Source organism: Xanthobacter wiegelii (assembly GCF_043193855.2).
GTDB lineage: Bacteria > Pseudomonadota > Alphaproteobacteria > Rhizobiales > Xanthobacteraceae > Xanthobacter > Xanthobacter flavus_A.
Genome location: NZ_CM195529.1, coordinates 2578040 through 2597127, shown reverse-complemented (window position 1 = coordinate 2597127; position 19088 = coordinate 2578040). Strand labels below are relative to the sequence as shown.

The following is a 19088-nucleotide window of genomic DNA, read 5'->3' as shown; positions in this document are numbered from 1 at the left end:
GGTCTGGGCGAACGCCTTAAGAACACGCGCTCGTGAGGCCACGTGGCGGAGTGGTGACGCAGCGGACTGCAAATCCGTGTACGGGGGTTCGATTCCCTCCGTGGCCTCCAGCTCCCCGATATCTCTCTCCATAGAAGCGCACACGCTCCGGCACCCGCCCGAGCTGCGGCGCTGCGCTGCGGCATGGCTGGCGCCCGGCAAGTTGACTTAGCCTCCCGCTGGCAGTTCATGGAGCCACCGAAGCGGTCCCGCCCCCGGACGCCGCCGGAGATGTACATGAACGCGAAAGCCGCCCAGCAGCGCCTCGGGCCTCCGCCCTCGTCGGACGAGACGAATGCCGTCCTGCGGCGCCTTCTCCTGTCCGACGGTCGCAAGCACTGGAAAGGCTATGTGCTGGCCTTCGTCTTCATGGGCGCGATGGCCGCCTGCACGGCAGGCCTCGCCTATCTGATGAACGACGCGGTGAACGCCATCTTCGTCCACCCCACCCCGGCGGCGGTGTGGGCGGTGTCGGGCATCGTCATGGCGCTGTCCATCATCAAGGGCGCCTCGGCCTACGGGCAGAGCATCACCATGGCCCGCATCGGCAACCGGGTGGTGGCGGACAACCAGAAGCGCGCCTTCGACCGGCTGCTGCTGCAGGATGCCGCCTATTTCGGCCACCGCCACACGGCGGAGATCACCACCCGCTTCACTGCCGGCGCCGCCGGCGCACGCGGCGCGCTGGACCTCATCGTCACCAGCATCGGCCGCGATTTCCTCTCGCTGATCATGCTGGCCGCGGTGGCCTTCGTTCAGGATCCCTTCCTGGCGGTCATCGCCCTCGTGGTGATGCCGGCGGCCGTGCTCGGCACGCGCAAGCTCATCAAGAAGGCCAAGACCATCTTCACCACCGGCTTCACCTCCGGCGTGAAGCTGTCGTCCATCGTCATGGAGGTGTTCCAGGGCATCCGCACGGTGAAGGCCTACACGCTGGAACCCGTGATGCGGGATCGCACCCACAAGTTCATCGACGACGTGGAGATCAACGCAAACCGCCTTGTGCGCACCCAGGCGAAATCCAGCCCCCTGATGGAGACGCTGGGCGGCCTCGCCATCGGCGGCGTCATCCTCTACGCGGGCTACAACGTCATCGAGCTCGGCCGCTCGCCGGGCCAGTTCTTCTCGGTGCTCACGGCTTTGCTGCTGGCCTACGAGCCGGCCAAGCGCCTGTCGCGCCTCCATGTGGAGCTGGTGAGCCATGTGATGGGCGCGCGCATGCTGTTCGACCTGCTCGACGCGCCCGCCCCCGATTCCGACGCCCCTGGCGTGACCGCCCTCCCCCGCCCCCGTGGGCGGGTGGAGTTCAAGGACGTGGTGTTCGCCTATCGCCCCGGCGAGAACGTGCTGCGCGGCCTTGACCTGCTGGCGGAGCCGGGGCGCACGACCGCGCTGGTCGGCCAGTCCGGCGGCGGCAAGACCACCATCATCAATCTCATCGAGCGCTTCTACGATCCGCAGTCCGGCGCCGTGCTGATCGACGACGTGGACACTCGCACCGTGTCGCGGACCTCCGTGCGCGCCTCGGTGGCCCTGGTGAGCCAGGATGTCTACCTGTTCTCGGGTACCATCCGCGAAAACATTGGCTTCGGCCGGCCGGGTGCCTCGGAAGAGGAGATCGTCGCGGCGGCCAAGGCGGCCCACGCGCATCCCTTCATCATGGGCTTCGAGCGCGGCTATGACACCGCCGTGGGCGAGCACGGCGCGCAGCTCTCCGGCGGCCAGCGCCAGCGCATCGCCATCGCCCGCGCCTTCCTGAAGAACGCGCCCATCCTGCTGCTGGACGAGGCCACCGCCGCGCTCGATTCGGAATCGGAGGCGGAGGTGCAGAAGGCACTCGCGGAACTCGCCCACGAGCGCACCACCATCGTCATCGCCCATCGCCTGCAGACGGTGGTGCGCGCCGACCGGATCTGCGTGGTCGAAGGCGGCCGGGTGGTGGAGAGCGGGACCCACGACGAGCTGATCGCCCGGCGCGGCCGCTATTATGGATTCTATTTCGCCCAGTTCGCGCACGAGGCTGATGCCTCCTCCAGCGCGGGCGGCGCGGTGGACCTGGGGCCAGACGGCGATTTGTTGAGGGCCTGAAAATCCTGCGCCGGCGCCACTTTGCGCGTCGGTGCGGCAACTTCCCCCGGAAAAGCGCGTCTTACGGCTTCACAAGCGGCGATGTGGTTGCTATATCGCCGGCCTCGGTCGCGAGACCCACGGTCCCTGATAGCTCAGTTGGTAGAGCGTTCGACTGTTAATCGAATGGTCGCAGGTTCGAGTCCTGCTCAGGGAGCCACTTCTACCTCCACCCGATATTCGCTTTGCACCAGAGCCGATGCTGTCGTTCGCTTGCTGCCGCAGGAGCGACGGGGCTGCATCTTCGGCATTTCAAAGACCGCGCGCTTTCGGGAGTGTTTCGGGACTTTGCGTCACGGAACACCGCATTCGTCCACCATTCGTTCTCGCAAGGAGGGCACCTCCCCTTGCGCCGACCGTCCCGAAAATGTAGCAACGAAGCCGTTCGGCGGAATGTCGGAGCATAGCGCAGCCTGGTAGCGCATCTGCTTTGGGAGCGCGGGGCCGAACAGCCGACATCACATTGAAATGTCACCGCTTCTTGCGGACTGGTCCGGGCTTTTCCGGGACTTTTCCGGGATTCCGTGTCGCGCGCTTCTTGGGGGCCTGCGCCGCCTCCACCTCCTCCATCGCCCGCCGCAGATCCTCGTCGTGGGCGTGGGCGTACTTCGTGGTGGTGGCAACGTCCTCGTGGCGGAGGAGCTTCTGCACCAGCTTGAGATTGCCGCTCGATCGCAGGAGCCGGGTGGCGGCGGTGTGGCGGGTGTCGTGGAACCGGAAGTCGGAGAGCTTGGCGGCAGACTTGGCCCGGCGCCATTGCGTCTTCAGGCCTTCATAGGTCATGGGCATGCGCTGCCCCTTCCGCACCTCGCCGTCCGCCCTGTCGGCCACATAGGTGAAGACCGCCTCCGCATGGCCGCCCTGGAGCGGCCACAGCAGGGCGCGCAGGCCGGCGGTGAGCGGGATGGTGGCGGGCTTGTCGCCCTTGCCGCGAATGGTGAGCGTGCGCGCGCCCCAACTCACATCTTCCCATGTGAGGCCGACGCACTCGGCGAGCCGGCATCCGGACATGAGGGCGAAGCGCACCACGGTGTGATAATCCGGCCGCAGCGCCGCGAAGAGACGCGCCTCCTCCTCCTCCGACAATTCGCGCACGCGCTCCTTGGGCTCGGCGAGGAGGAAATCCCGCCACGGGATATCCTGCACCGGCTGTTCCCAGTGCTGGCGCGCGCGGGCGAGCACGCGGCGCAGGGGCTCGGTGACGGTGCGGTTCACTGTGGCGTTGCTCACGCCTTCGGCCCGCCGGCGGGCGATGGCGGCGGAGACCTGGCGCCGGCCGATACTAGTGAGAAGGGTGGCCTTGCCAAGCTCGGCATTCAGCCAGCCGAGGGCCGCGAAGAAGGTGGCGTTGTAGCCGCCGCGATAGTGCTTGCCGACTTCCGTCCAGAACCGGGCCGTGGCCTGGGAAAGCGTCATCGGCGCGCCGCCCTGCCGCTGCTCTACCGCCTGTTTTGCGGCCTCCCGCTTCTGTTCTTCGACGCGCTCTGCTTCTCGGCGGCTCGTGCAGCCTGTAGAGCCGTGAAATCGTACACCTCGATATTGGAAATCGTAGTGGTACAGCGGGCCGTTTTTGGCTCGATAGACGGACACGGCTCGCGCTCCCTGCGTGCGGCGACGAAGGCCTGAAGGTCGGCTGGGTCGAACATCCGACGCTTGCGCTTTTCCCCGCGCCCCATGGAAATGAACGGCATCTCGCCATGGCGCACGTGCTCACGCAAGGTCTTGATGCCGATGCCGAGCTGCTCGGCGGCCTCTTCCATGGTGAGGAGGCGGGGCATCGCTCAGCTCTCCCCCGGCTGGGTGGGGAGGGCCGCGAGAATGCGGCGGCGGACCTGATAAGCGAGGATGTGCTTTTCGGGGTCGAAGGGCACGCCTGTGACGGTCATGTCACCGTTGTCGTTGAAGACCGCATCAGCGAAGTATTCGAGCGCGCAAACGGCTTTCTCAAGCAGCAGGCGCGTATACGCCTCCGCCGGCAGCGCTGGGGCGGGGTGGGCGCTCTCCCCTTCCCCAGCCGGCCCCACGCCGAGCATGATCGGCGGGTGCGCGGTGCCGAGGATGCGGACGTGAACGGCGGCGCCGGCCATGAGGGCGGCCACCTCGTCGGGCGTGGGTAGCCATGCCGTGACCATGCTGGGCGTGGCGGGGCCGTTGACGGTGCAATGCACCGGTTCATCGCGCAGCGGCAGGCCGAGATAGCCCTGCCCTTCGCCGATCGTGCGGGTGGCGCCGGGAATGTGGGCGATGTCCATCAGCGAGGCTCCTCGGTCGCGTTCGCCAGCTCGATCAGCACATCGGCGTGGCAGGGATCTTCAAGGGCGCACCAGCACGCGAGGGGCTTTCCCTTCAGTTCTGGCAGGCGGCGCAGGATTTCCGCGCGTCTGGCGTCGTCGCCGGGGGGATGACCCGCGAGCCAGCGGCGGTAGAGATGCGTTGCGTGTCCGTTGCCGCCGGGCGACGCCGGGAACGGGTTGCCCCACACCGTGGGGCGGCTCACCACCACGGCGCCCTCCGGCATGCGCCAGCCGGCGCGCCGCTGGCGCTGGATTCGAGCGGGGTTCATCGCGGAACCCCCGGGCGGGCATCATGCAGCGCACCGTCAAGAAGGCGGCCGGACGCAGCCTTTCCAATCTTGCGAGCGCCGACTGCTGGGGCGGATTCGACGAAGGGCCAATGCACCCACTCGCCCTCCTGCCAAAACCGGCACTCTTGGTCCCGATGCGCACTGGCGGCCGAAAACCCAGCCATCGGATACGCAGGGCCAAGCCTACCGTCCTCTTCCTCCACGATCTCGACGGGACTCCATTCGCCGTTCTGCTTATGGTGGAAGTAGCAGCCGGCCGTTGCGCACAGATCGCGGATGTCCCGAAACCACTGCGGATGCGATGGGCGCGCCTGGTGGCCACCTTGATCGGTCTCGCCCCCGGTGATGACCCAATCCAGATCACCAATCCACGGGTAGAGGTTGACCGGGCCGAGCAGCGGTTCGCACGACAGAAACGTCAAGGCCGGCTTCAGGATTTCTGCCGCCGCGACCAGCGCGGGCACGTTGCGATTGGCGCGCTCCTGATCTTCGACCGTGGTGCCCAGCGCGCAGTTCGGGGGAAGGCCGCCGGCCTCCTCGCCGAGCTTCACCATGTTCTGCGGGCGCTTACTGAGCAGCAGGTAGACCAATCGTGGCGTCCGGCGCATTACGTCGAAGGCGTCGCGCCGCCAGTCCGTCGACACCGCGTTGTCGAAGATGTCCGCCAGCGAGGCGCAAAACACGAACGGGCGCGTGCCTGCAGCTTCAGCCGTCCGGTTCCAGCGCAGCGGATCATTCCAGAGCGAGGCCGAAGTCCGGACGCGGGTTCCGGTACCGCGCCCCGGTGCGCCCCACTGCACGCGGCCATAGCGCTTGTCCATGAGCGCTTCGGCGTAACAGCCGTCACACGCCGGGCTGACCTTCGTGCAGCCAATCCAAGGGTTCCACGTGTGATCGCACCAAGAGATGGCAGTTATTTCGCCCATCGCGCCACCTCAGAACGGAATTTCGTCATCCACCCCGCCGGGCGGCGGAGAGGCGGTGTCGCGGGTGCGGGTGGTGCCGTAGTCGTCGGGGTCCGGCGCCGGCGCGCGCTCGGCGCGATCGAGGATCGTCAGCTCGCCGCGGTAGGGTCGCAGCAGGATCTCGGTGACGGTCACCTCGACGTTGTTCTTGTTCGTGTACTTCCGGGTGCCGAGCTGCCCCTCGACATAGACGTGCGAGCCCTTCTTGCAGAAGCGCTCGGCCGCATCGACGAGATTGGTGTTGTAGACGATGACACGGTGCCACTCGGTGCGCTCGCGCCGCTCGCCCGTGGCCTTGTCGCGCCAGCCTTCCGAGGTGGCAACACTGAGGGTCGCCACGCGGGAGCCCTCGCGCAGGGTGGAAATCTCCGGGTCGCGGCCGAGATAGCCCACGAGAATGACCTTGTTGACGCCAGCCATGGGCTAGTCCTCCTCGTCTTCGCCCGCTTCGGGCTCGGGGGTCACGGCGACGCAGGCGACGGCCACGTGCGTGCCATTGAATGACGGAAATGGGAGGCAGAGGATCGGATCGCGGCTTGGCGCGAAATGACCAAGCACGTACACGGCGGCGATCAGGCGGTCATCGGGGACCATGTACACGGAATATGAGCCGCCATGCTCTTTCTGATGGGCCGCCGCCGCCACGTTGGCGGCCATGACGGCCGCTTTTGCTTCGAGCATCTCCGCGAGCGAGATGTCCTTGAGGTTGCCCAAGGCCACATCCAGCCCGGCCGTAACCATGGCGCGGGCGTTGATTGCCCTCACGATCTCCGTTGCGCGCTCAAGTTCCATGGCTAGACCCTCATCGGCATGATGACGAAGAGGGAGCCGGAGGCCCCCTCCGGGGTGATGAGACAGGGGGAGCCGGGATCGGCGAAGGCCATGGCCACCGCCTTGCCTGGCTGGGCGCCGAGCATGTCGAGCACATAGCGGCCGTTGAAGCCGATGGTGAGCGGCGCGGCGGCGTATTCGGCCTCCAGCTCGTCGGAGGCATCGCCCGCGTCCGGGTTCTTCACCGACAGCGTGAGCTTGCCGTCCTCGAGGTGGAAGCGGACGGCGCGGGACTTGTCGCTGCAGACGGCGGCCACGCGATCGACGGCGGAGGCCAGTTCGTCGGCGGCGAGGCGCGCCATGTGGGGATTGCCGCGCGGCACCACGCGTTCGTAATCCGGAAAGGTTCCGTCCACCAGCTTGGTGGACATGGTGGTCACGCCGGCGACAAGCACCAGCGTCGTGGCGCGCACCGTCACGGACACCTTCTCCTCGCCGAGGGGCTTCAGCAGGCGGGCCATCTCCTCGACAGCCTTGCGGGGCACGATCACGCCCGGGAGCGCAGCCGGGAGCTCGGGCACCGCCACATCATGCAGGCCGAGCCGGTGACCGTCCGTCGCGACGCCGCGCAACTTCAGGGCGCCGCCCTCGACCGTGACCACGTGAAGATAGATGCCATTGAGGTAATAGCGGGTCTCTTCGGTGGAGATGCAGAAAGACACCCGATCGAGGAGCGTGAGCAGGTCGGAGGCCGGGATATCCACCATGTGAAAATCGCCACCGGCGGCGGCAAAGTTCGGGAAATCCTCGGCCGGGAGCACGGGCACGCTCACGCGGCTGCGCCCGCTGGAGATGGCCAGCCGGTCGCCTGTGAGCTTAAGGGCCACTTTCGCGCCGGCGGGGAGCTTGCGGGCATAGTCCCGCGCGATGGCGTGGGGAAAGGTGGTCTCCCCCAGCGCCTCGATCTCGCCGGCAATGGTGGTAGCGATCTCCATATCGAGATCGGAGCCGCGCAGTTCGATGCCGCCCTTGCGCGCCACCATCTTCACGTTGGCAAGGATGGGGATGGTGGTGCGCTTCTCCACCACCTTGGAGAGTCGCTCCAAGGCGGCAAGGAAGGCGTCGCGCTCCAGCGTGAGATTCATGTGGCGGCCCCGATGCGGGAGAAGAGATCGTCGACGGACGCCTTGGCCTGCCGTTCGGCGCGGATCTCGGCGCGCAGCAGGTCACAGGTCGTCTGCACGAGGGTGCGGGACAGGGCCGCGCAGCGGGCGTGCCGCCGCGTGGCCTTCTCATAGTCCGCCGCCAGCGTGCGCCGGCGGCTCCTGAGGGTGGGGATCGAGGCCATGGCGAGCCTCCTCAGGCCGGCGGGGTCTCGGGCGAGCCCTCATAGCAGGGCAGCTCCGTGGCCTTGGCGGCGAAGGCGGCATCCCGCTGCACGCGCTCGCGCAGGAAGAATTCCCAGCGGTACAGGTCATAGAACCACGCGATGGCACCGCCGGTGATGCGGTAGCGGATGCGCGCGGGGATGCGCACCCTCTCAGGCTCGGCCTCGCCGGACAGGAACGGCGGAACCGACACCATGAAGATGCCGGGGATATCGACCGGCTCGCCGTTGGCGTCCATGTGCTCGGTGGTGAAAACCACCTGGCGCTCGCCGGTCTGCAGGCGAACGGCTTGCTTGACCTTGGCGCCCTCGTGGATTTCGAGGCTGCGCGACAGGTCGATCAGCTCGGCCGGCGAGGCGAAGCGCGCCTTGAACAGCGCCTCGAACTCGGCTTTCTCGCCATCCAGCGGGGCGGCGAGTTCGGCCGAATGGTCTTCAAGGAAGGCGGCGAACTCCACCTGTGTCAGCTTCCTGCCGTCGCCCTCCACCCACGTCTTGAATTCCTCGGTGAGGGGAAAATCGTAGACCACCCGATGGCGGCAGTGGCGGGCGACGCGCGCGGTGTCGTGATAGTCGATCACGGCCGTCAGGCTCGGCTGGGGCCAGCTGGTGCGGGCGAAGATGGCCGAGCCTTCGTCCTTATGCCGGTCCACCAGCTTGATGAAGCTGTCGAGCGTCGTTACCGCCGCCGAGCCCATCCGCTCCAGCGGCGGCCGCGCGTCAAGGATCTCCTTGACCACCGGAATGGCCTTCTGCGCGTGGCGGTCCCACAGGAAGGGCACCGTATCGGGGAGCCCGCGGCCGAGGCCCTTGGTGGGGATCTGCAGCACTTCGGGCTTGCTGGCTTCGCGAGCCAGCTGGGCAACCGCTTCCACGGTCGCGCCTTCGAGCGCGCCGAGGAACGTGGGCGGCGCCAGCAAAGCGGCGGGCTCAAGGGGCGCGTCCTCGCGCGGGGTGGTCTGCGTCATGGTCTGCCTTTCTTCGGGTGAGGGCTGGGGTTCACGCGGGCTCGCGCCGGGCGTTGGCGTCGCGCGGGGTGAACATGTCGGATTGGCTGGGGTGCTCGATGGACAACCCGCCCTCGAGCGGCCAGAAGGTGGCGGAGCCGAAATCCTTGTCCTTCGGCAGCTTCGCCTCGACTTTCGGCTTCACGTCGAGCCGGTCGCCGAGCTTGGTCACGGTGACCGTGAGGGTGAGCGTGCCGCTCGCCTTCTCTTCGGGGTGCTGCTCGACGGCCTCCAGAAGGCGGGCGAGCTCGGTGTTGAGTTTCTCCTCGACGCGGCCACGGTGCATGATGCCGATCGCCTGGAAGAAACTGCGGATGACGCGGGCGGCCATGGACTCTCCTTGAAGATGCTGTGGGTGGACGCCTCAGGGGCGCCAGTTGCGGCGGCGGGCGCTGGCCTCGTCGCGGGCGGTGAGATCGCCGGCGCCGAGGGCAATGGCGACGATGCCGGCGAACCACATGGCGCCGGCACAGGGGGCGAGCGCGCCGACAAACGCCCAGCCGTGCCACCAGCCGAGCGCGGCGCCGAGGAGGCCGGCGACGGTGACGAGGGGATAGAACAGCCGGTCGCGGCGGCTGGCGTCCGGCGCCTGGATGGCGGGGCCGGTGGGGCGGCGGGGGCCGTTGTCCACCACAAGGCGCGGGCGGGGTCGCGGGAGGAAGATCACGTCGCCCATGGCTCACCCCTTCCCGTCCGAGCCAAGGCGGCCGGTGATCCAGTAGAAGAGCCAGAGGCCGAGGAGCGTGGAGACCGCGCCGCAGGTCCACACCACGATCAGCAGCGGCACGGCCACAAGAAATTCGAGGAGCGGATCGCACATGGCCGTCACCTCAGCGCTTGGGCGCCGGGCGGTCGCAGCCCGGGGTGGCGCCGTTGTCGATGTCAATGATGACGATGCCGGCGACCATCTTGAGCCGCTGCTGATCGAACCACTGGGATTCCGCCAGCGATCCGTCCGGCTTCACCGGGGGCGCAAGCAGCACCTGACTGCAGCCAGAAATGTAGACGGTGTGGCCGACGGCAATCCCGGTGAAGCCGGTGATGCGGTCTCTGTAGGTGGCGCCGAACATCACGGCGCGTTGGGTGATGCTGTTGTCGCTCATGGCTCACCTCACGCCGCGCGGGAAGTGACGGGGCCGAGCTGGGCAAGGGCGGCAGGCAGCAGGCGCTTCACCTGCTGCGGGCGCCAACCGAGACGCGCGAGATCTTCCTCGGTGGCGGCGCCGAGCGCGGCGTAGAGGTCGCGCATGTCGGAGACCAGCCGGTCAAGGGCTGTGGGGGTGCGTTGTTCGGTGACAGAAGGCATGGCCCGCGTCCTTTGTGGAGACGGGGCGAGTAAAGTATCGCTTACCAACTATGTCAAGCGATACTTTCCATGCTTTCCTTTCTGGCGCTCAGGATGCGCCGACGCTTGTGGCTGTGATCCGGAGCTCGTGGGTGTCTTCTCCGACCGGGATTCGCACCACGTATTGCTTCCCGGTGCCGCTGTCCGTCGCAAGGTTGAACTCGATCGCACCGCCGTAAGCCTCGCCGGGCTGCAACGTCTGGTCCATCAGCATGATGCTTTCCAGCTCCTGCACCTTCCGTTCGCCTTCAGCGAATGCAGCCGCCGCCCCGGCCGCTCCTGCGGCAGCGCCTGCGGCCTGAGCGGCCTGTGCGGCAGCGGGGTTGTAGGTGCGCCAGACATAGTTGCTCGTGCCGTAGGGCGAGCGAACGGTGCCATAGGTGGTCGTGGTACCCACGTTGTTCGCTGCCACGGCGCCTGCCGCGACGCCGGCGCCCGCCATGAGAATGGCCCCCGCCAGAGCTTCGCCCTGCGCTTCCGATTGAAGATCGTCGACCGAATAGACCTTGATCGGCCTATCGGTGGCGGCGTCCCACACTCCGATCTCAGCATAATGGACGGTGACGGCGCCGCGGCTCCGGTTTTCGATGATCGCGACCATCCGGGGCCGCGCCATGGTGCCCGACTTACGCGCCATCGGCATCAGCGTGACGGTTGACCCGGCACGACTGGAGACCAACGCCTCCCGGCCCTGGCGCGTGACCACCTGCTGTTGCGGACCTGGTGCGAAGCTGTATTTCGCAAACGTCTGGCAGCCCGCCAGCGCCGCGCTCATGGCCGCTGCGAATGCGGCACCCTGTAATCCGCGCATTTCCGTCCCCTGCCCTTACCCGCTCAACTTTAGCGCGAGGATCGAGACGGAGTCGATTCGTGCTTACCCTACGACGCCAAAGCGGCGCAGAACGCGACCGATGATCTGGAGTTCGGACAGGTAGCGCGTTTTCGGTTCGTGCTTGGGATTGTCGGAAATGATCCGCACCTGCACCTCTTCGTCGCGCGGGCGACTCACCACCTCAAGACGCTTGACCACGAGGCCGCCGAAGTCGTCCGTGAGGCAATAGATGCCGTCAGGGGACGGCAGCCGGTGCCGTGTATCGACGAACACGAAGTCCCCTTCCGCAAGCGTGCCCGACATGCTGTCGCCCTGGACCGGAACGACGATCACATCCCGCGCGCGCAGCCCCAGCGCGGCGAGCACCTCGGTCGGCAGGCGCCAGAAGTCGCGCACGTGCTCGGCGGCAAACGTCATCCCGGCCCGTCCCGGTACGCCTTCCGACACGATCGTCAGGCCGCCGCCCCCCATGCCTGCTGTCACATCCAACTGGGCGGAGGCGTCGTCAGGAATATTGCGGCGGCCGGTTTCCGAGCCGAGCGTCATCGGACCTTTCGCGGGGGTCCCAATGGTCGCGGCCACATCTTCTGAGCTGATATCGTTCGGGGCTTCACGATCGCCGCGCCCGGTCGCGAGCCACCCATAGTTCACGTCGGTCCACTCAGCCAAAGCGCGCAGGTTCTCGGGGGTTGGCTCGGTCTGGCCTTTTTCCCATTGCGTGACGGCGGCGCGGCTCACCCCGACCAGCAAACCCAACTCCGCTTGGGAGCGGGAGCCGCGAGCGTCGCGAATCCGCGCGCCGAGCGCTGCTTTTGAAGGCGTGACCTTGCGAGGTGGGTTCATGGCGGGACATTCCGACAATCGTTGCTTACCTGCGAGGAAAGTTTTGCTTGACGCATGTGGATAGCGTCGCTTACCTAGCTGGTTATGGATGGGCTCAGAAAAGCGATCGAAGCGGCAGGTGGTGGCGCCGAGTTGGCGCGGCGCCTGAACGTCCGTCGACAGGCGATCTACCAGTGGCGGGAAGTTCCGCCGCTGCGTGTGCTTGAGATCGAGCGGGTCACGGGTATTTCCCGGCACGTCCTGCGCCCGGACCTCTACGGGCCTGCGCCCTCGCCCCTTCCGCAGGAGACCGCCGCATGATCACCGTTCGGGATTTCATCCCTTCAGACTTCGTCGAGGCGGGCCTTGCGGGCGATGTCGAACATTTCCTTGAGACCATGCTCGGCCTGGAGGATGGCCTTGGCCGCGTCGAACTTGAACTCGGGGATGAGGGCGCGCCGCTTGCCGACTTCTATCAGGACGTTCCGCTCGATCTCTTCTATCTGGGCCTCGTCGAGGCGGCGCTTCGTGCTGGCCCGAGTGAGGTCGAGGTAGAGTTTGATGTAGGCGTTGATGGTGAGCAACCTCACCATTTCGTCTGCCGTCCTGGGGACCATCCGCTTCTCCTCTGCCTGCTGAGTTCCATCGCTGGGTCGTGCCCCGGCGGGGCAGTGTAGCATGACGCGCGCGCTCTCTTTCCTTCCCGTGCCACTCCCCCGGTGGACCACCTCGGCGCCGCTGCGTTCGCGCGCGGCGCCGCTTTTTCTTTTCGCGCCGGCTTGCGTCTCGCGCCGCGCGTCCGTGCTCCTCGGTCCCGTCCGTGTCATCGCTGCCGCTCCATCGCCCCCGGGGCTGTAGCCCGGTGTTCTGACGGGACCGAGGAAACCACACAGATACCGTTCCCACACCGGGAAAGCGCACCCGCTTTTCCCGGCTCGGGAAAGTGCGTCAACGCCTTGAACCAAAGGCCTTTCACCGGGAGACGAAGCCATGGCCGAGCGGCCCCTTTCCGATCAGTTCCTGTTGCGGCTGAAGGCGGCAACGCGCGACCTCGTGAGCCTGTGCGGCGGGGTGGAGCGGGCGGCGCAGGTGTGCAGCCTGAGCAAGAGCGCCATGTCGCGCTTTCAGGTGGTGGACGCCCCCGATGTGATCGACCTGCCGGCGGCGCTGGCGCTGGAGCGCGAATGCGGCGTGCCCGCCGTCACCTCGGTGATGGCCGAGATGCATGGCCGGCGCCTCTCCGACGGGGTGGCCGTGGCCTCGGCCGCCAGCGTGCTGGAGCACCATGCGGAGGTGATGCGCCGCACGGCCGAGACGGCCACCAAGGTGGCGGTTGCCCTGGCGGACCAGACGGTGACGCCGGCCGAGGCGGTGCAGATCGACCGCACTTTGGCCGAGCTTGAAACCGCCATCCGGGCCATGCGCTCCTCCTGCGCCGGCATCATGGCGCAGGGCGCCACGCCCGCCGCCGCCCCGCTCTCCAGCCTTCGGGCGGTGCCGTGATGCCCCGCCGCGCGCCCTGCTATGCGCCGCGCCATTTGCCGCCATTGCAGCGGCAGCCGTGGCGCATCCGCACCCTGCACCCCTCGCGCCATTTCAGCGTCGACGGCGTGCGCGAGGCCTTCACGCTTGACCAGGTGGAGTGGATCACGCTCGCCCGCCTGCGCTGGCTGGAGCGGACCGGGTGGACGGGATGAGTGGACTCGACGCCTATCGCGCGCTTTGCGCGGCGAAGAAGCCAAAGGCGCTCGCCCATGGCATCTCCCGTGACATTGCGCTGAACTCATCACTGTTCGCGCATCAGGAGCATGGCGTGCGCTTCGCTTTGCGTGCCGGGCGGGCTGGGCTGTTCTATGACACCGGCCTCGGCAAGACGCGCATGATGCTGGAATGGGGCCGGTGCGTCGTCGAGGAGACCAATCGCCCAGTCCTGATGCTGGCGCCACTCTCAGTATCGACGCAGCACCTGCGCGAGGCGGAGAAGATGAGCATCGAGGCGAAGGTATCGCGCCTCGGTACCGTGCCGGCCGCGCCTTGCATCGTCCTCACCAATTACGAGCGACTGGAGCGATTTGACCCTGCCGACTTCGCCGGTGTGATCCTCGATGAAAGCTCCATCCTGAAGAGCTTCACCGGCAAGACGACGCGGCGGCTGATCGATGCGTTCGCCGACGCCCGCTTCCGCCTCGCCGGCACCGCGACGCCGGCGCCGAACGATCACACCGAGCTTGGCCAACATGCAGAGTTCCTTGGGGTCATGCCATCCAACGAGATGCTCTCCCGCTTCTTCCTCGCGGATCAGGCGAACGCGGGCCGCTATCGGCTGAAGCGTGCCGCGGTGCGGCCCTTCTGGGATTGGGTGGCGAGCTGGGCACGGTGTGTGGGCAAGCCATCCGACCTTGGCTTCAGCGATGACGGGTTCGCTTTGCCGCCGCTGGAGGTGCGTCGCCATGCAGTCGCCGCCGACCGCAGTGTCGATGCCGGCGGCGAGCGCGACGGGCAAGGTCGGTTGTTCCGCATGCCGGATACCTCGGCCACGGCCATTCACAGGGAAAAGCGCCTCACGTCCGCCAAGCGCGCGGATCTTGTCGGCGCGCTGGCGGCAGAGCATCCGGGCGATCCCATCGTGATTTGGGTGGACACGGACTATGACGCCGATGCCGTGCGTGCCGCCGTGCCCGAGGCGCAAGAGGTGCGCGGCTCCATGCCCATCGAGCGCAAGGAAGAGGTGCTGGACGCCTTTTCCCGCGGCGAGCTTCGGGTGCTGCTTACAAAGCCCTCCATTGCCGGATTTGGGCTGAACTGGCAGCACTGCAACACCACCATCTTCGCCGGCGTGAGCTTCTCCTACGAGGCTTTCTATCAGGCGGTGCGGCGCTTCTGGCGGTTTGGCCAGCGGCGGCCGGTGACCGCGCATGTCGTATGCGCCGACACCGAGGCGGAGATTGCCGCCGTGGTCTCACGCAAGTCTGGAGACCACGACCGCATGAAGCGCGAGATGTCCGCGGCCATGCTGCGCGCCGCTCAAGTCCACGAAATCCTAGACCCCTACCAGCCCCACATGGAGGCGCGCCTGCCGGCGTGGATGCAATGACGCATGTATTCGATCAGGCAGCCGGCGAGCGTTTCTCGGCTTATTGCTGCGATACGGTAGAATTCACTGCGGCGCTGCCGGACAGCTGCCTCGACTTTTCCATCTATTCCCCGCCGTTTTCCTCACTCTACGTGTATTCGGAAAGCGAGCGGGATATGGGCAATGTCGAGAGCGACGACGCCTTCTTCGCCTCCTACCGCCACCTGGTGCGCGAGCTTCTGCGCGTGACCAAGCCGGGCCGGCTGACAGCCATCCACGTCAAGGATCTCGTCTATTATTCAAACAGCTCGGACAAGGGCGACCGGGGCCTGCGCGACTTCACCGGCGGGTGCATCCGCGCCCATGTGGAGGAGGGGTGGACCTATCACCGGCGAGTCACGATCGACCGCTGCCCCGTGCGGGAGATGCAGAAAACCAAGAGCGACCGGCTACTCTATAAAAATTTCCGGACGGATGGTGCACGCACGGGCGGAGGCCTGCCGGAATACCTCGTGGTGTTCCGCGCCTGGAAAGAGGGCATGGAGAACGTGCCGCCGGTCCTGCACGATCCGGCCGAGTTCCCCCTCGATGATTGGCAGGCACTTGCACAGCCAGTGTGGATGGCCGGCGACATCTGGCGCGGGACCCGCGAGACCGACACGCTGAACGTGCGCGTGGTGCAGGATGATGAAGCTGAAAAGCATCTCTGCCCTATGCCGCTGGATATCACCGAGAGGGGAATCCTGCAGTACACCAACCGTGGCGACACGGTTTACTCGCCCTTCATGGGCATCGGCTCTGAAGGCTATGTGGCCCTCAAGCTCGGCCGGCGGTTCCTCGGCACTGAGCTGAAGCCGGCCTATTTTGCCCAGGCGCGCAAGTACCTTGCAGAGGCAGAGCGGCTTGGTCGCTCTCTGTTCGAGCGTGAGGCGGCCGAATGATCCGCACCGGCCTGTTCTGTTACGTGCGCCATGCGGACGCCTTCGACTTCATGGCGCGGGGCTGGATGGTCGTGCGCGACCTCGGCCCCACGCACGGCATATGGTCCGTTCTAATGTGGCATTGCGAGTGCGGCGAGGTAAGCCCCGATGCCGTGGCGAGGCAGGAGGCGGCAGAGTGAGCCGCACCCCCTCCTCTGAATTCGCCGCATGGGCCTCCGACGCGCGCGCCGTGTCGGTGCTGGAAGTGATCGACCGGCGCGGCATACGCCTGCGGCGGTCGGGGACCGAGCTGGTGGGGCCGTGCCCTGTCTGCGGCGGCACGGACCGGTTCGGCGTGAGCATCCGAAAGAACGTCTTCCACTGCCGCGGAAGCGGCCGGGGCGGCGATGCGATTTCGCTTGTGCAGTATCTCGACGGGGCCGACTTCCTCGCCGCCTGCGAGGATCTGACGGGCCGCCCTCCGCCGCGCGGAGAGGGCACGCGGGCGAGCCTCGAGGAGCTGGCGGCGCGCGAGGAGGAGCGGCGGCGCAAGGCGGCCGAGCGCGACAAGGATGCGGCGACCTTCCGCGAGCGCGAACGGCACCGGCTGTATGGCCTCTGGCGGGCGGCGCGAGCGTTGCGGGGCTCCATGGCCGAGGAGTATCTCGCCCTGCGCGCCATTGCGCTGCCGCCCACCTCAGCACTGCGTTTCGCGCCCTCGGTGTCCTATTTCCACGGGTCCGAAGCCCTGGAGGATGGGCGGCAGGCCATGAAAGAGCTGGGGCGGGGGCCCGCCATGCTGGCGGCCATCACCGACGCGCGGGGTTTCTTTTCCGGCCTCCACATCACATGGATCGACCTCAACCGGCCCAAGGGGAAGGCGGAATGGATAGACCCCGAAACGGGGTTGGTGCTGCCCTCCAAGAAGGTGCGCGGGTCGAAGCAAGGCGGCGCCATCGTGCTGGTGAAGGCGCCCGATGGCGCGCGGCGCATGTTCGCGGCCGAAGGAATCGAGACCGTCCTTTCGGTGTGGACCGCCATGTCCGCCAAGGGGCTGGTGGCGCCGGACATGGCGTTCGTCTCCGGCGTGGATCTCGGGAACCTCGCCGGGCGGGCGACAGAAACGCTGTCGCACCCGTCGCTCAAGGTGGCTGACAAGTTGGGGCGCAAGCGCGCGCCGCGCGTGCCCGGGCCGGTTCCCGACTTCTCCAGCGCGGCCATGCATGTGCCTGACAGCGTGAGCGACCTGCTGCTGTTGGGCGACGGCGACAGCGAGGCCGTCGCGACGCAATGGTCGATGGAACGGGCACTGGCGCGCCATTCCCGCGCGGGGCGCAAGGTGGCCATCGCATGGGCGCCGCCGGGCCGCGACTTCAACGATGTGCTGAGGGGCACCGAATGACGGACGTCTCCCAGCACCCCGCCTCCGGGCCGGAGGCGGTGCTCGCCATTGTGCAGGCTGCCGCCGCTGGGCTTTCCCAGCCCGATCCTGCCGTGCCGGGCGAGGGCGCGGCGCCTGATTTTGCGGCCGAGGCCCCCGCTCCCGCGGCTGATGATGGCGACGGCGGGGTGGATGACGGGCGCACCTGGCAGGAGGGCGAAGAGGTTCGCGGTGCGCGCCCGCTCGGCTTCGATGTGGACGATATGAACGATTCCTATGCGCTTGTGCTCATGGGGTCGAAGGCTGTGGTGGCGAAAGAGCAGCCCTCCGGCCCGGTGGAGGACCGGCTGCGCATCGTCGCCCTTGACGCCTTCATGAGCTGGTTTGCCAACACCTACACCGAAGTCGTCGCGCCGGACGGCAAGGTGAAGGGCATGACATGGGGCAAGCGCTGGCATACCCACCCGCGCCGGCGCTCCTACGCCGGAATCGAGTTCTTCCCCAATCCGGACGGGGCGGCGAGCACGCCGGGCTATCTCAACCTCTGGCGCGGGTTCACAGTGACGCCGAGGGCCGGCGGCTCCTATGGCATCTTCCGCGATCACCTGCTGACCAACGTCTGCGAGGGCGATGAGGCGCTGTTCCGGTGGGTGTTCGGCTGGTTTGCCCATCTCGTGCAGCGCCCGCGCGAGAGGGTGGGCACGGCGCTGGTGATGCGCGGCAAGATGGGCACCGGCAAGACGAAGGTGGGCGAGGTGATGGGCTCGCTCTTTCAAGCCCACTATTTCGCCGTGGATGACCCGCGCTATGTGACGGGGCAGTTCAACGCCCATATGGCGAGCTGCCTGCTGCTGCAGGCCGAAGAGGCGGTGTGGGCAGGCGACAAGGCGGCCGAGGGGCGGCTCAAGGGCCTCGTCACCTCCAAATTCCAGATGATCGAGGCCAAGGGCATCGACCCCATCCGCCTCGACAATTTCGTGCGCCTGCTGATGACCTCCAACGAAGATTGGGTGGTGCCGGCCGGCAAGGATGAACGGCGCTTCTGCGTGCTCGACGTGAACCCGAGATGCGCTCAGGACACCACCTATTTCCGCGAGATGGACGAAGAGCTTGCGGCCGGCGGGCGCGAGGCCCTGCTGCACGATCTCCTCGCCTTCGACCTCTCGCAGGTGGACCTGCGCAAGATCCCGCGCACGGGTGCGCTCCTTGAGCAGAAGCTGCGATCGCTGGATAGCGTCGACAGCTGGTGGTTCGAACGGGTGATGGCGGGCGCCACCACCTCGGGCGGTGAGCAATGGGTGGGTGTGATCCCCATCGTGACGCTCTTCGACGATTACATCGCGGTCGCCGAGAAGGTGGGTGTGCGCCGCAAGAGCGAGATGACGGCCTTCGGCATCAAGATGCAGAAGCTGGTGCCGGGCCTCGCCCGGGTGAAGCGCATGATCGACTATGCCCCTGGCGTCTCAAAGCGGGTCTGGTGCTACCAGCTGCCGACGCTGTCCGCCTGCCGCGACGCCATAGAGGCGGACCTTGGGCAGGACATCGGTTGGAGCCGCGAGGATGAGCAGGAGGCCGGCTATGCCGATGATCCCCTGCCGTAACCCCTGCAGCGCCCCACCTGAGGTGGGACGCACCGGCAAGGTGGGTCGCCCGCAAACCGTTGCCGCACAAGGGCGCGCCCCACCTGCCCCACCTGCCCCACCTTGATCCTCGCGTGTACGTACGCGCGCGCACGACCCGCCCTGTCGGGGTGATGGGAATTTCTGGCAGGCGATTTGAGGTGGGACAGGTGGGACAGGTGGGACAGTTCAAGTGATGCCAACGGTTTGAGTGCG

27 protein-coding genes and 2 tRNA genes are annotated in these 19088 nt (G+C 67.1%); 11 read left to right on the top strand and 18 right to left on the bottom strand.

Annotated elements, in window-relative coordinates; translation table 11 throughout:
- The first annotated feature begins 36 nt into the window (after positions 1-36).
- The 3 genes from V5F63_RS12025 to V5F63_RS12015 all read left to right on the top strand — a co-directional run bounded on the left by V5F63_RS12025 (position 37) and on the right by V5F63_RS12015 (position 2326).
- Positions 37-110 (top strand) — tRNA-Cys (locus V5F63_RS12025).
- A 166-nt stretch (positions 111-276) separates the two neighbouring features.
- The gene (locus V5F63_RS12020) at positions 277-2127 is read left to right on the top strand and encodes an ABC transporter ATP-binding protein (RefSeq protein WP_209489191.1); all 1851 of its coding nucleotides are present in this window, start codon (positions 277-279) and stop codon (positions 2125-2127) included.
- 123 nt (positions 2128-2250) lie between these two features.
- Positions 2251-2326, top strand: a tRNA-Asn gene (locus tag V5F63_RS12015).
- A gap of 311 nt (positions 2327-2637) precedes the next feature.
- On the opposite strand, the gene V5F63_RS12010 is transcribed toward V5F63_RS12015, so the two are convergent.
- The 17 genes from V5F63_RS12010 to V5F63_RS11930 form a co-directional block, all read right to left on the bottom strand.
- A complete protein-coding gene (locus tag V5F63_RS12010) occupies positions 2638-3582 on the bottom strand; it encodes a tyrosine-type recombinase/integrase (RefSeq protein WP_394101925.1) in 945 nt (314 codons plus the stop codon).
- A 23-nt stretch (positions 3583-3605) separates the two neighbouring features.
- Entirely contained in the window at positions 3606-3944 is a 339-nt protein-coding gene (locus tag V5F63_RS12005) for a helix-turn-helix domain-containing protein (protein ID WP_394101924.1), read from the bottom strand.
- A gap of 3 nt (positions 3945-3947) precedes the next feature.
- Entirely contained in the window at positions 3948-4418 is a 471-nt protein-coding gene (locus tag V5F63_RS12000; RefSeq protein ID WP_394101923.1) for a hypothetical protein, read from the bottom strand.
- Positions 4418-4729 carry a DUF4326 domain-containing protein gene (locus V5F63_RS11995; RefSeq protein ID WP_394101922.1) on the bottom strand — a complete coding sequence of 104 codons (312 nt, stop codon included), beginning with the start codon at positions 4727-4729 and terminating at the stop codon, positions 4418-4420. Before V5F63_RS11995 ends, V5F63_RS12000 begins: the two co-directional genes overlap by 1 nt.
- Entirely contained in the window at positions 4726-5676 is a 951-nt protein-coding gene (locus V5F63_RS11990; RefSeq protein ID WP_394101921.1) for a DUF5131 family protein, read from the bottom strand. The genes V5F63_RS11995 and V5F63_RS11990 overlap by 4 nt, the downstream gene beginning before the upstream one ends.
- A 9-nt stretch (positions 5677-5685) precedes the next feature.
- Positions 5686-6135, bottom strand: a complete 450-nt coding sequence (gene ssb / locus V5F63_RS11985) for a single-stranded DNA-binding protein (RefSeq protein ID WP_394101920.1) — start codon at positions 6133-6135, stop codon at positions 5686-5688.
- 3 nt (positions 6136-6138) lie between these two features.
- Positions 6139-6507, bottom strand: a complete 369-nt coding sequence (locus V5F63_RS11980) for a hypothetical protein (protein WP_394101919.1) — start codon at positions 6505-6507, stop codon at positions 6139-6141.
- 2 nt (positions 6508-6509) lie between these two features.
- Complete coding sequence (gene dnaN, locus V5F63_RS11975) at positions 6510-7631, bottom strand: DNA polymerase III subunit beta (protein ID WP_394101918.1); 1122 nt, start codon at positions 7629-7631, stop codon at positions 6510-6512.
- Positions 7628-7834 carry a hypothetical protein gene (locus tag V5F63_RS11970; protein WP_394101917.1) on the bottom strand — a complete coding sequence of 69 codons (207 nt, stop codon included), beginning with the start codon at positions 7832-7834 and terminating at the stop codon, positions 7628-7630. Before V5F63_RS11970 ends, dnaN begins: the two co-directional genes overlap by 4 nt.
- A gap of 11 nt (positions 7835-7845) precedes the next feature.
- A complete protein-coding gene (locus tag V5F63_RS11965; protein WP_394101916.1) occupies positions 7846-8841 on the bottom strand; it encodes a DUF2303 family protein in 996 nt (331 codons plus the stop codon).
- Between the two features lie 31 nt (positions 8842-8872).
- Positions 8873-9211 carry a YfdP family phage-associated protein gene (locus V5F63_RS11960; RefSeq protein WP_394101915.1) on the bottom strand — a complete coding sequence of 113 codons (339 nt, stop codon included), beginning with the start codon at positions 9209-9211 and terminating at the stop codon, positions 8873-8875.
- A gap of 33 nt (positions 9212-9244) precedes the next feature.
- Entirely contained in the window at positions 9245-9556 is a 312-nt protein-coding gene (locus V5F63_RS11955; protein WP_394101914.1) for a hypothetical protein, read from the bottom strand.
- A gap of 3 nt (positions 9557-9559) precedes the next feature.
- Complete coding sequence (locus tag V5F63_RS11950) at positions 9560-9700, bottom strand: hypothetical protein (RefSeq protein ID WP_394101913.1); 141 nt, start codon at positions 9698-9700, stop codon at positions 9560-9562.
- Between the two features lie 10 nt (positions 9701-9710).
- Complete coding sequence (locus V5F63_RS11945; protein ID WP_394101912.1) at positions 9711-9983, bottom strand: hypothetical protein; 273 nt, start codon at positions 9981-9983, stop codon at positions 9711-9713.
- Positions 9984-9991: 8 nt separating this feature from the next.
- On the bottom strand, positions 9992-10186 hold the full coding sequence (locus tag V5F63_RS11940) for a hypothetical protein (RefSeq protein WP_394101911.1): 195 nt from the start codon (positions 10184-10186) through the stop codon (positions 9992-9994).
- A gap of 88 nt (positions 10187-10274) precedes the next feature.
- The gene (locus tag V5F63_RS11935) at positions 10275-11000 is read right to left on the bottom strand and encodes a hypothetical protein (RefSeq protein WP_509210831.1); all 726 of its coding nucleotides are present in this window, start codon (positions 10998-11000) and stop codon (positions 10275-10277) included.
- Between the two features lie 99 nt (positions 11001-11099).
- Positions 11100-11900, bottom strand: a complete 801-nt coding sequence (locus tag V5F63_RS11930) for an XRE family transcriptional regulator (protein ID WP_394101909.1) — start codon at positions 11898-11900, stop codon at positions 11100-11102.
- Positions 11901-11984: 84 nt separating this feature from the next.
- Between V5F63_RS11930 and V5F63_RS11925 the strand changes: the two genes are divergently transcribed.
- Positions 11985-12200 carry a transcriptional regulator gene (locus tag V5F63_RS11925; RefSeq protein WP_394101908.1) on the top strand — a complete coding sequence of 72 codons (216 nt, stop codon included), beginning with the start codon at positions 11985-11987 and terminating at the stop codon, positions 12198-12200.
- A 23-nt stretch (positions 12201-12223) separates the two neighbouring features.
- On the opposite strand, the gene V5F63_RS11920 is transcribed toward V5F63_RS11925, so the two are convergent.
- Complete coding sequence (locus V5F63_RS11920; protein WP_394101907.1) at positions 12224-12496, bottom strand: hypothetical protein; 273 nt, start codon at positions 12494-12496, stop codon at positions 12224-12226.
- 373 nt (positions 12497-12869) lie between these two features.
- On the opposite strand from V5F63_RS11920, the gene V5F63_RS11915 reads away from it, so the two are divergent.
- The 7 genes from V5F63_RS11915 to V5F63_RS11885 are packed head-to-tail and all read left to right on the top strand — an operon-like array spanning position 12870 to position 18854.
- Positions 12870-13382, top strand: a complete 513-nt coding sequence (locus V5F63_RS11915; protein ID WP_394101906.1) for a hypothetical protein — start codon at positions 12870-12872, stop codon at positions 13380-13382.
- On the top strand, positions 13382-13576 hold the full coding sequence (locus tag V5F63_RS11910; protein WP_394101905.1) for a hypothetical protein: 195 nt from the start codon (positions 13382-13384) through the stop codon (positions 13574-13576). The genes V5F63_RS11915 and V5F63_RS11910 overlap by 1 nt, the downstream gene beginning before the upstream one ends.
- Complete coding sequence (locus V5F63_RS11905; protein WP_394101904.1) at positions 13573-14973, top strand: helicase-related protein; 1401 nt, start codon at positions 13573-13575, stop codon at positions 14971-14973. Before V5F63_RS11910 ends, V5F63_RS11905 begins: the two co-directional genes overlap by 4 nt.
- Positions 14970-15893 carry a DNA-methyltransferase gene (locus V5F63_RS11900; RefSeq protein ID WP_394101996.1) on the top strand — a complete coding sequence of 308 codons (924 nt, stop codon included), beginning with the start codon at positions 14970-14972 and terminating at the stop codon, positions 15891-15893. Before V5F63_RS11905 ends, V5F63_RS11900 begins: the two co-directional genes overlap by 4 nt.
- On the top strand, positions 15890-16072 hold the full coding sequence (locus tag V5F63_RS11895; protein WP_394101903.1) for a hypothetical protein: 183 nt from the start codon (positions 15890-15892) through the stop codon (positions 16070-16072). Before V5F63_RS11900 ends, V5F63_RS11895 begins: the two co-directional genes overlap by 4 nt.
- A complete protein-coding gene (locus tag V5F63_RS11890) occupies positions 16069-17274 on the top strand; it encodes a DUF7146 domain-containing protein (protein ID WP_394101902.1) in 1206 nt (401 codons plus the stop codon). Before V5F63_RS11895 ends, V5F63_RS11890 begins: the two co-directional genes overlap by 4 nt.
- The gene (locus V5F63_RS11885) at positions 17271-18854 is read left to right on the top strand and encodes a DUF5906 domain-containing protein (protein WP_394101901.1); all 1584 of its coding nucleotides are present in this window, start codon (positions 17271-17273) and stop codon (positions 18852-18854) included. Before V5F63_RS11890 ends, V5F63_RS11885 begins: the two co-directional genes overlap by 4 nt.
- Positions 18855-19088 lie beyond the last annotated feature (234 nt).

Coding starts and splice junctions, on each gene's coding strand:
- V5F63_RS11915 (WP_394101906.1), top strand. CDS start 12,870: ATGGCCGAGCGGCCCCTTTCCGATCAGTTCCTGTTGCGGCTGAAGGCG.
- V5F63_RS11950 (WP_394101913.1), bottom strand. CDS start 9,700: ATGTGCGATCCGCTCCTCGAATTTCTTGTGGCCGTGCCGCTGCTGATC.
- ssb (WP_394101920.1), bottom strand. CDS start 6,135: ATGGCTGGCGTCAACAAGGTCATTCTCGTGGGCTATCTCGGCCGCGAC.
- V5F63_RS11930 (WP_394101909.1), bottom strand. CDS start 11,900: ATGAACCCACCTCGCAAGGTCACGCCTTCAAAAGCAGCGCTCGGCGCG.
- V5F63_RS11895 (WP_394101903.1), top strand. CDS start 15,890: ATGATCCGCACCGGCCTGTTCTGTTACGTGCGCCATGCGGACGCCTTC.
- V5F63_RS11965 (WP_394101916.1), bottom strand. CDS start 8,841: ATGACGCAGACCACCCCGCGCGAGGACGCGCCCCTTGAGCCCGCCGCT.
- V5F63_RS11905 (WP_394101904.1), top strand. CDS start 13,573: ATGAGTGGACTCGACGCCTATCGCGCGCTTTGCGCGGCGAAGAAGCCA.
- V5F63_RS12010 (WP_394101925.1), bottom strand. CDS start 3,582: ATGACGCTTTCCCAGGCCACGGCCCGGTTCTGGACGGAAGTCGGCAAG.
- V5F63_RS11885 (WP_394101901.1), top strand. CDS start 17,271: ATGACGGACGTCTCCCAGCACCCCGCCTCCGGGCCGGAGGCGGTGCTC.
- V5F63_RS11945 (WP_394101912.1), bottom strand. CDS start 9,983: ATGAGCGACAACAGCATCACCCAACGCGCCGTGATGTTCGGCGCCACC.
- dnaN (WP_394101918.1), bottom strand. CDS start 7,631: ATGAATCTCACGCTGGAGCGCGACGCCTTCCTTGCCGCCTTGGAGCGA.
- V5F63_RS11960 (WP_394101915.1), bottom strand. CDS start 9,211: ATGGCCGCCCGCGTCATCCGCAGTTTCTTCCAGGCGATCGGCATCATG.
- V5F63_RS11920 (WP_394101907.1), bottom strand. CDS start 12,496: ATGGTCCCCAGGACGGCAGACGAAATGGTGAGGTTGCTCACCATCAAC.
- V5F63_RS11940 (WP_394101911.1), bottom strand. CDS start 10,186: ATGCCTTCTGTCACCGAACAACGCACCCCCACAGCCCTTGACCGGCTG.
- V5F63_RS11995 (WP_394101922.1), bottom strand. CDS start 4,729: ATGAACCCCGCTCGAATCCAGCGCCAGCGGCGCGCCGGCTGGCGCATG.
- V5F63_RS12000 (WP_394101923.1), bottom strand. CDS start 4,418: ATGGACATCGCCCACATTCCCGGCGCCACCCGCACGATCGGCGAAGGG.
- V5F63_RS11980 (WP_394101919.1), bottom strand. CDS start 6,507: ATGGAACTTGAGCGCGCAACGGAGATCGTGAGGGCAATCAACGCCCGC.
- V5F63_RS12020 (WP_209489191.1), top strand. CDS start 277: ATGAACGCGAAAGCCGCCCAGCAGCGCCTCGGGCCTCCGCCCTCGTCG.
- V5F63_RS11955 (WP_394101914.1), bottom strand. CDS start 9,556: ATGGGCGACGTGATCTTCCTCCCGCGACCCCGCCCGCGCCTTGTGGTG.
- V5F63_RS11900 (WP_394101996.1), top strand. CDS start 14,970: ATGACGCATGTATTCGATCAGGCAGCCGGCGAGCGTTTCTCGGCTTAT.
- V5F63_RS11990 (WP_394101921.1), bottom strand. CDS start 5,676: ATGGGCGAAATAACTGCCATCTCTTGGTGCGATCACACGTGGAACCCT.
- V5F63_RS11910 (WP_394101905.1), top strand. CDS start 13,382: ATGCCCCGCCGCGCGCCCTGCTATGCGCCGCGCCATTTGCCGCCATTG.
- V5F63_RS12005 (WP_394101924.1), bottom strand. CDS start 3,944: ATGCCCCGCCTCCTCACCATGGAAGAGGCCGCCGAGCAGCTCGGCATC.
- V5F63_RS11970 (WP_394101917.1), bottom strand. CDS start 7,834: ATGGCCTCGATCCCCACCCTCAGGAGCCGCCGGCGCACGCTGGCGGCG.
- V5F63_RS11925 (WP_394101908.1), top strand. CDS start 11,985: ATGGATGGGCTCAGAAAAGCGATCGAAGCGGCAGGTGGTGGCGCCGAG.
- V5F63_RS11935 (WP_509210831.1), bottom strand. CDS start 11,000: ATGAGCGCGGCGCTGGCGGGCTGCCAGACGTTTGCGAAATACAGCTTC.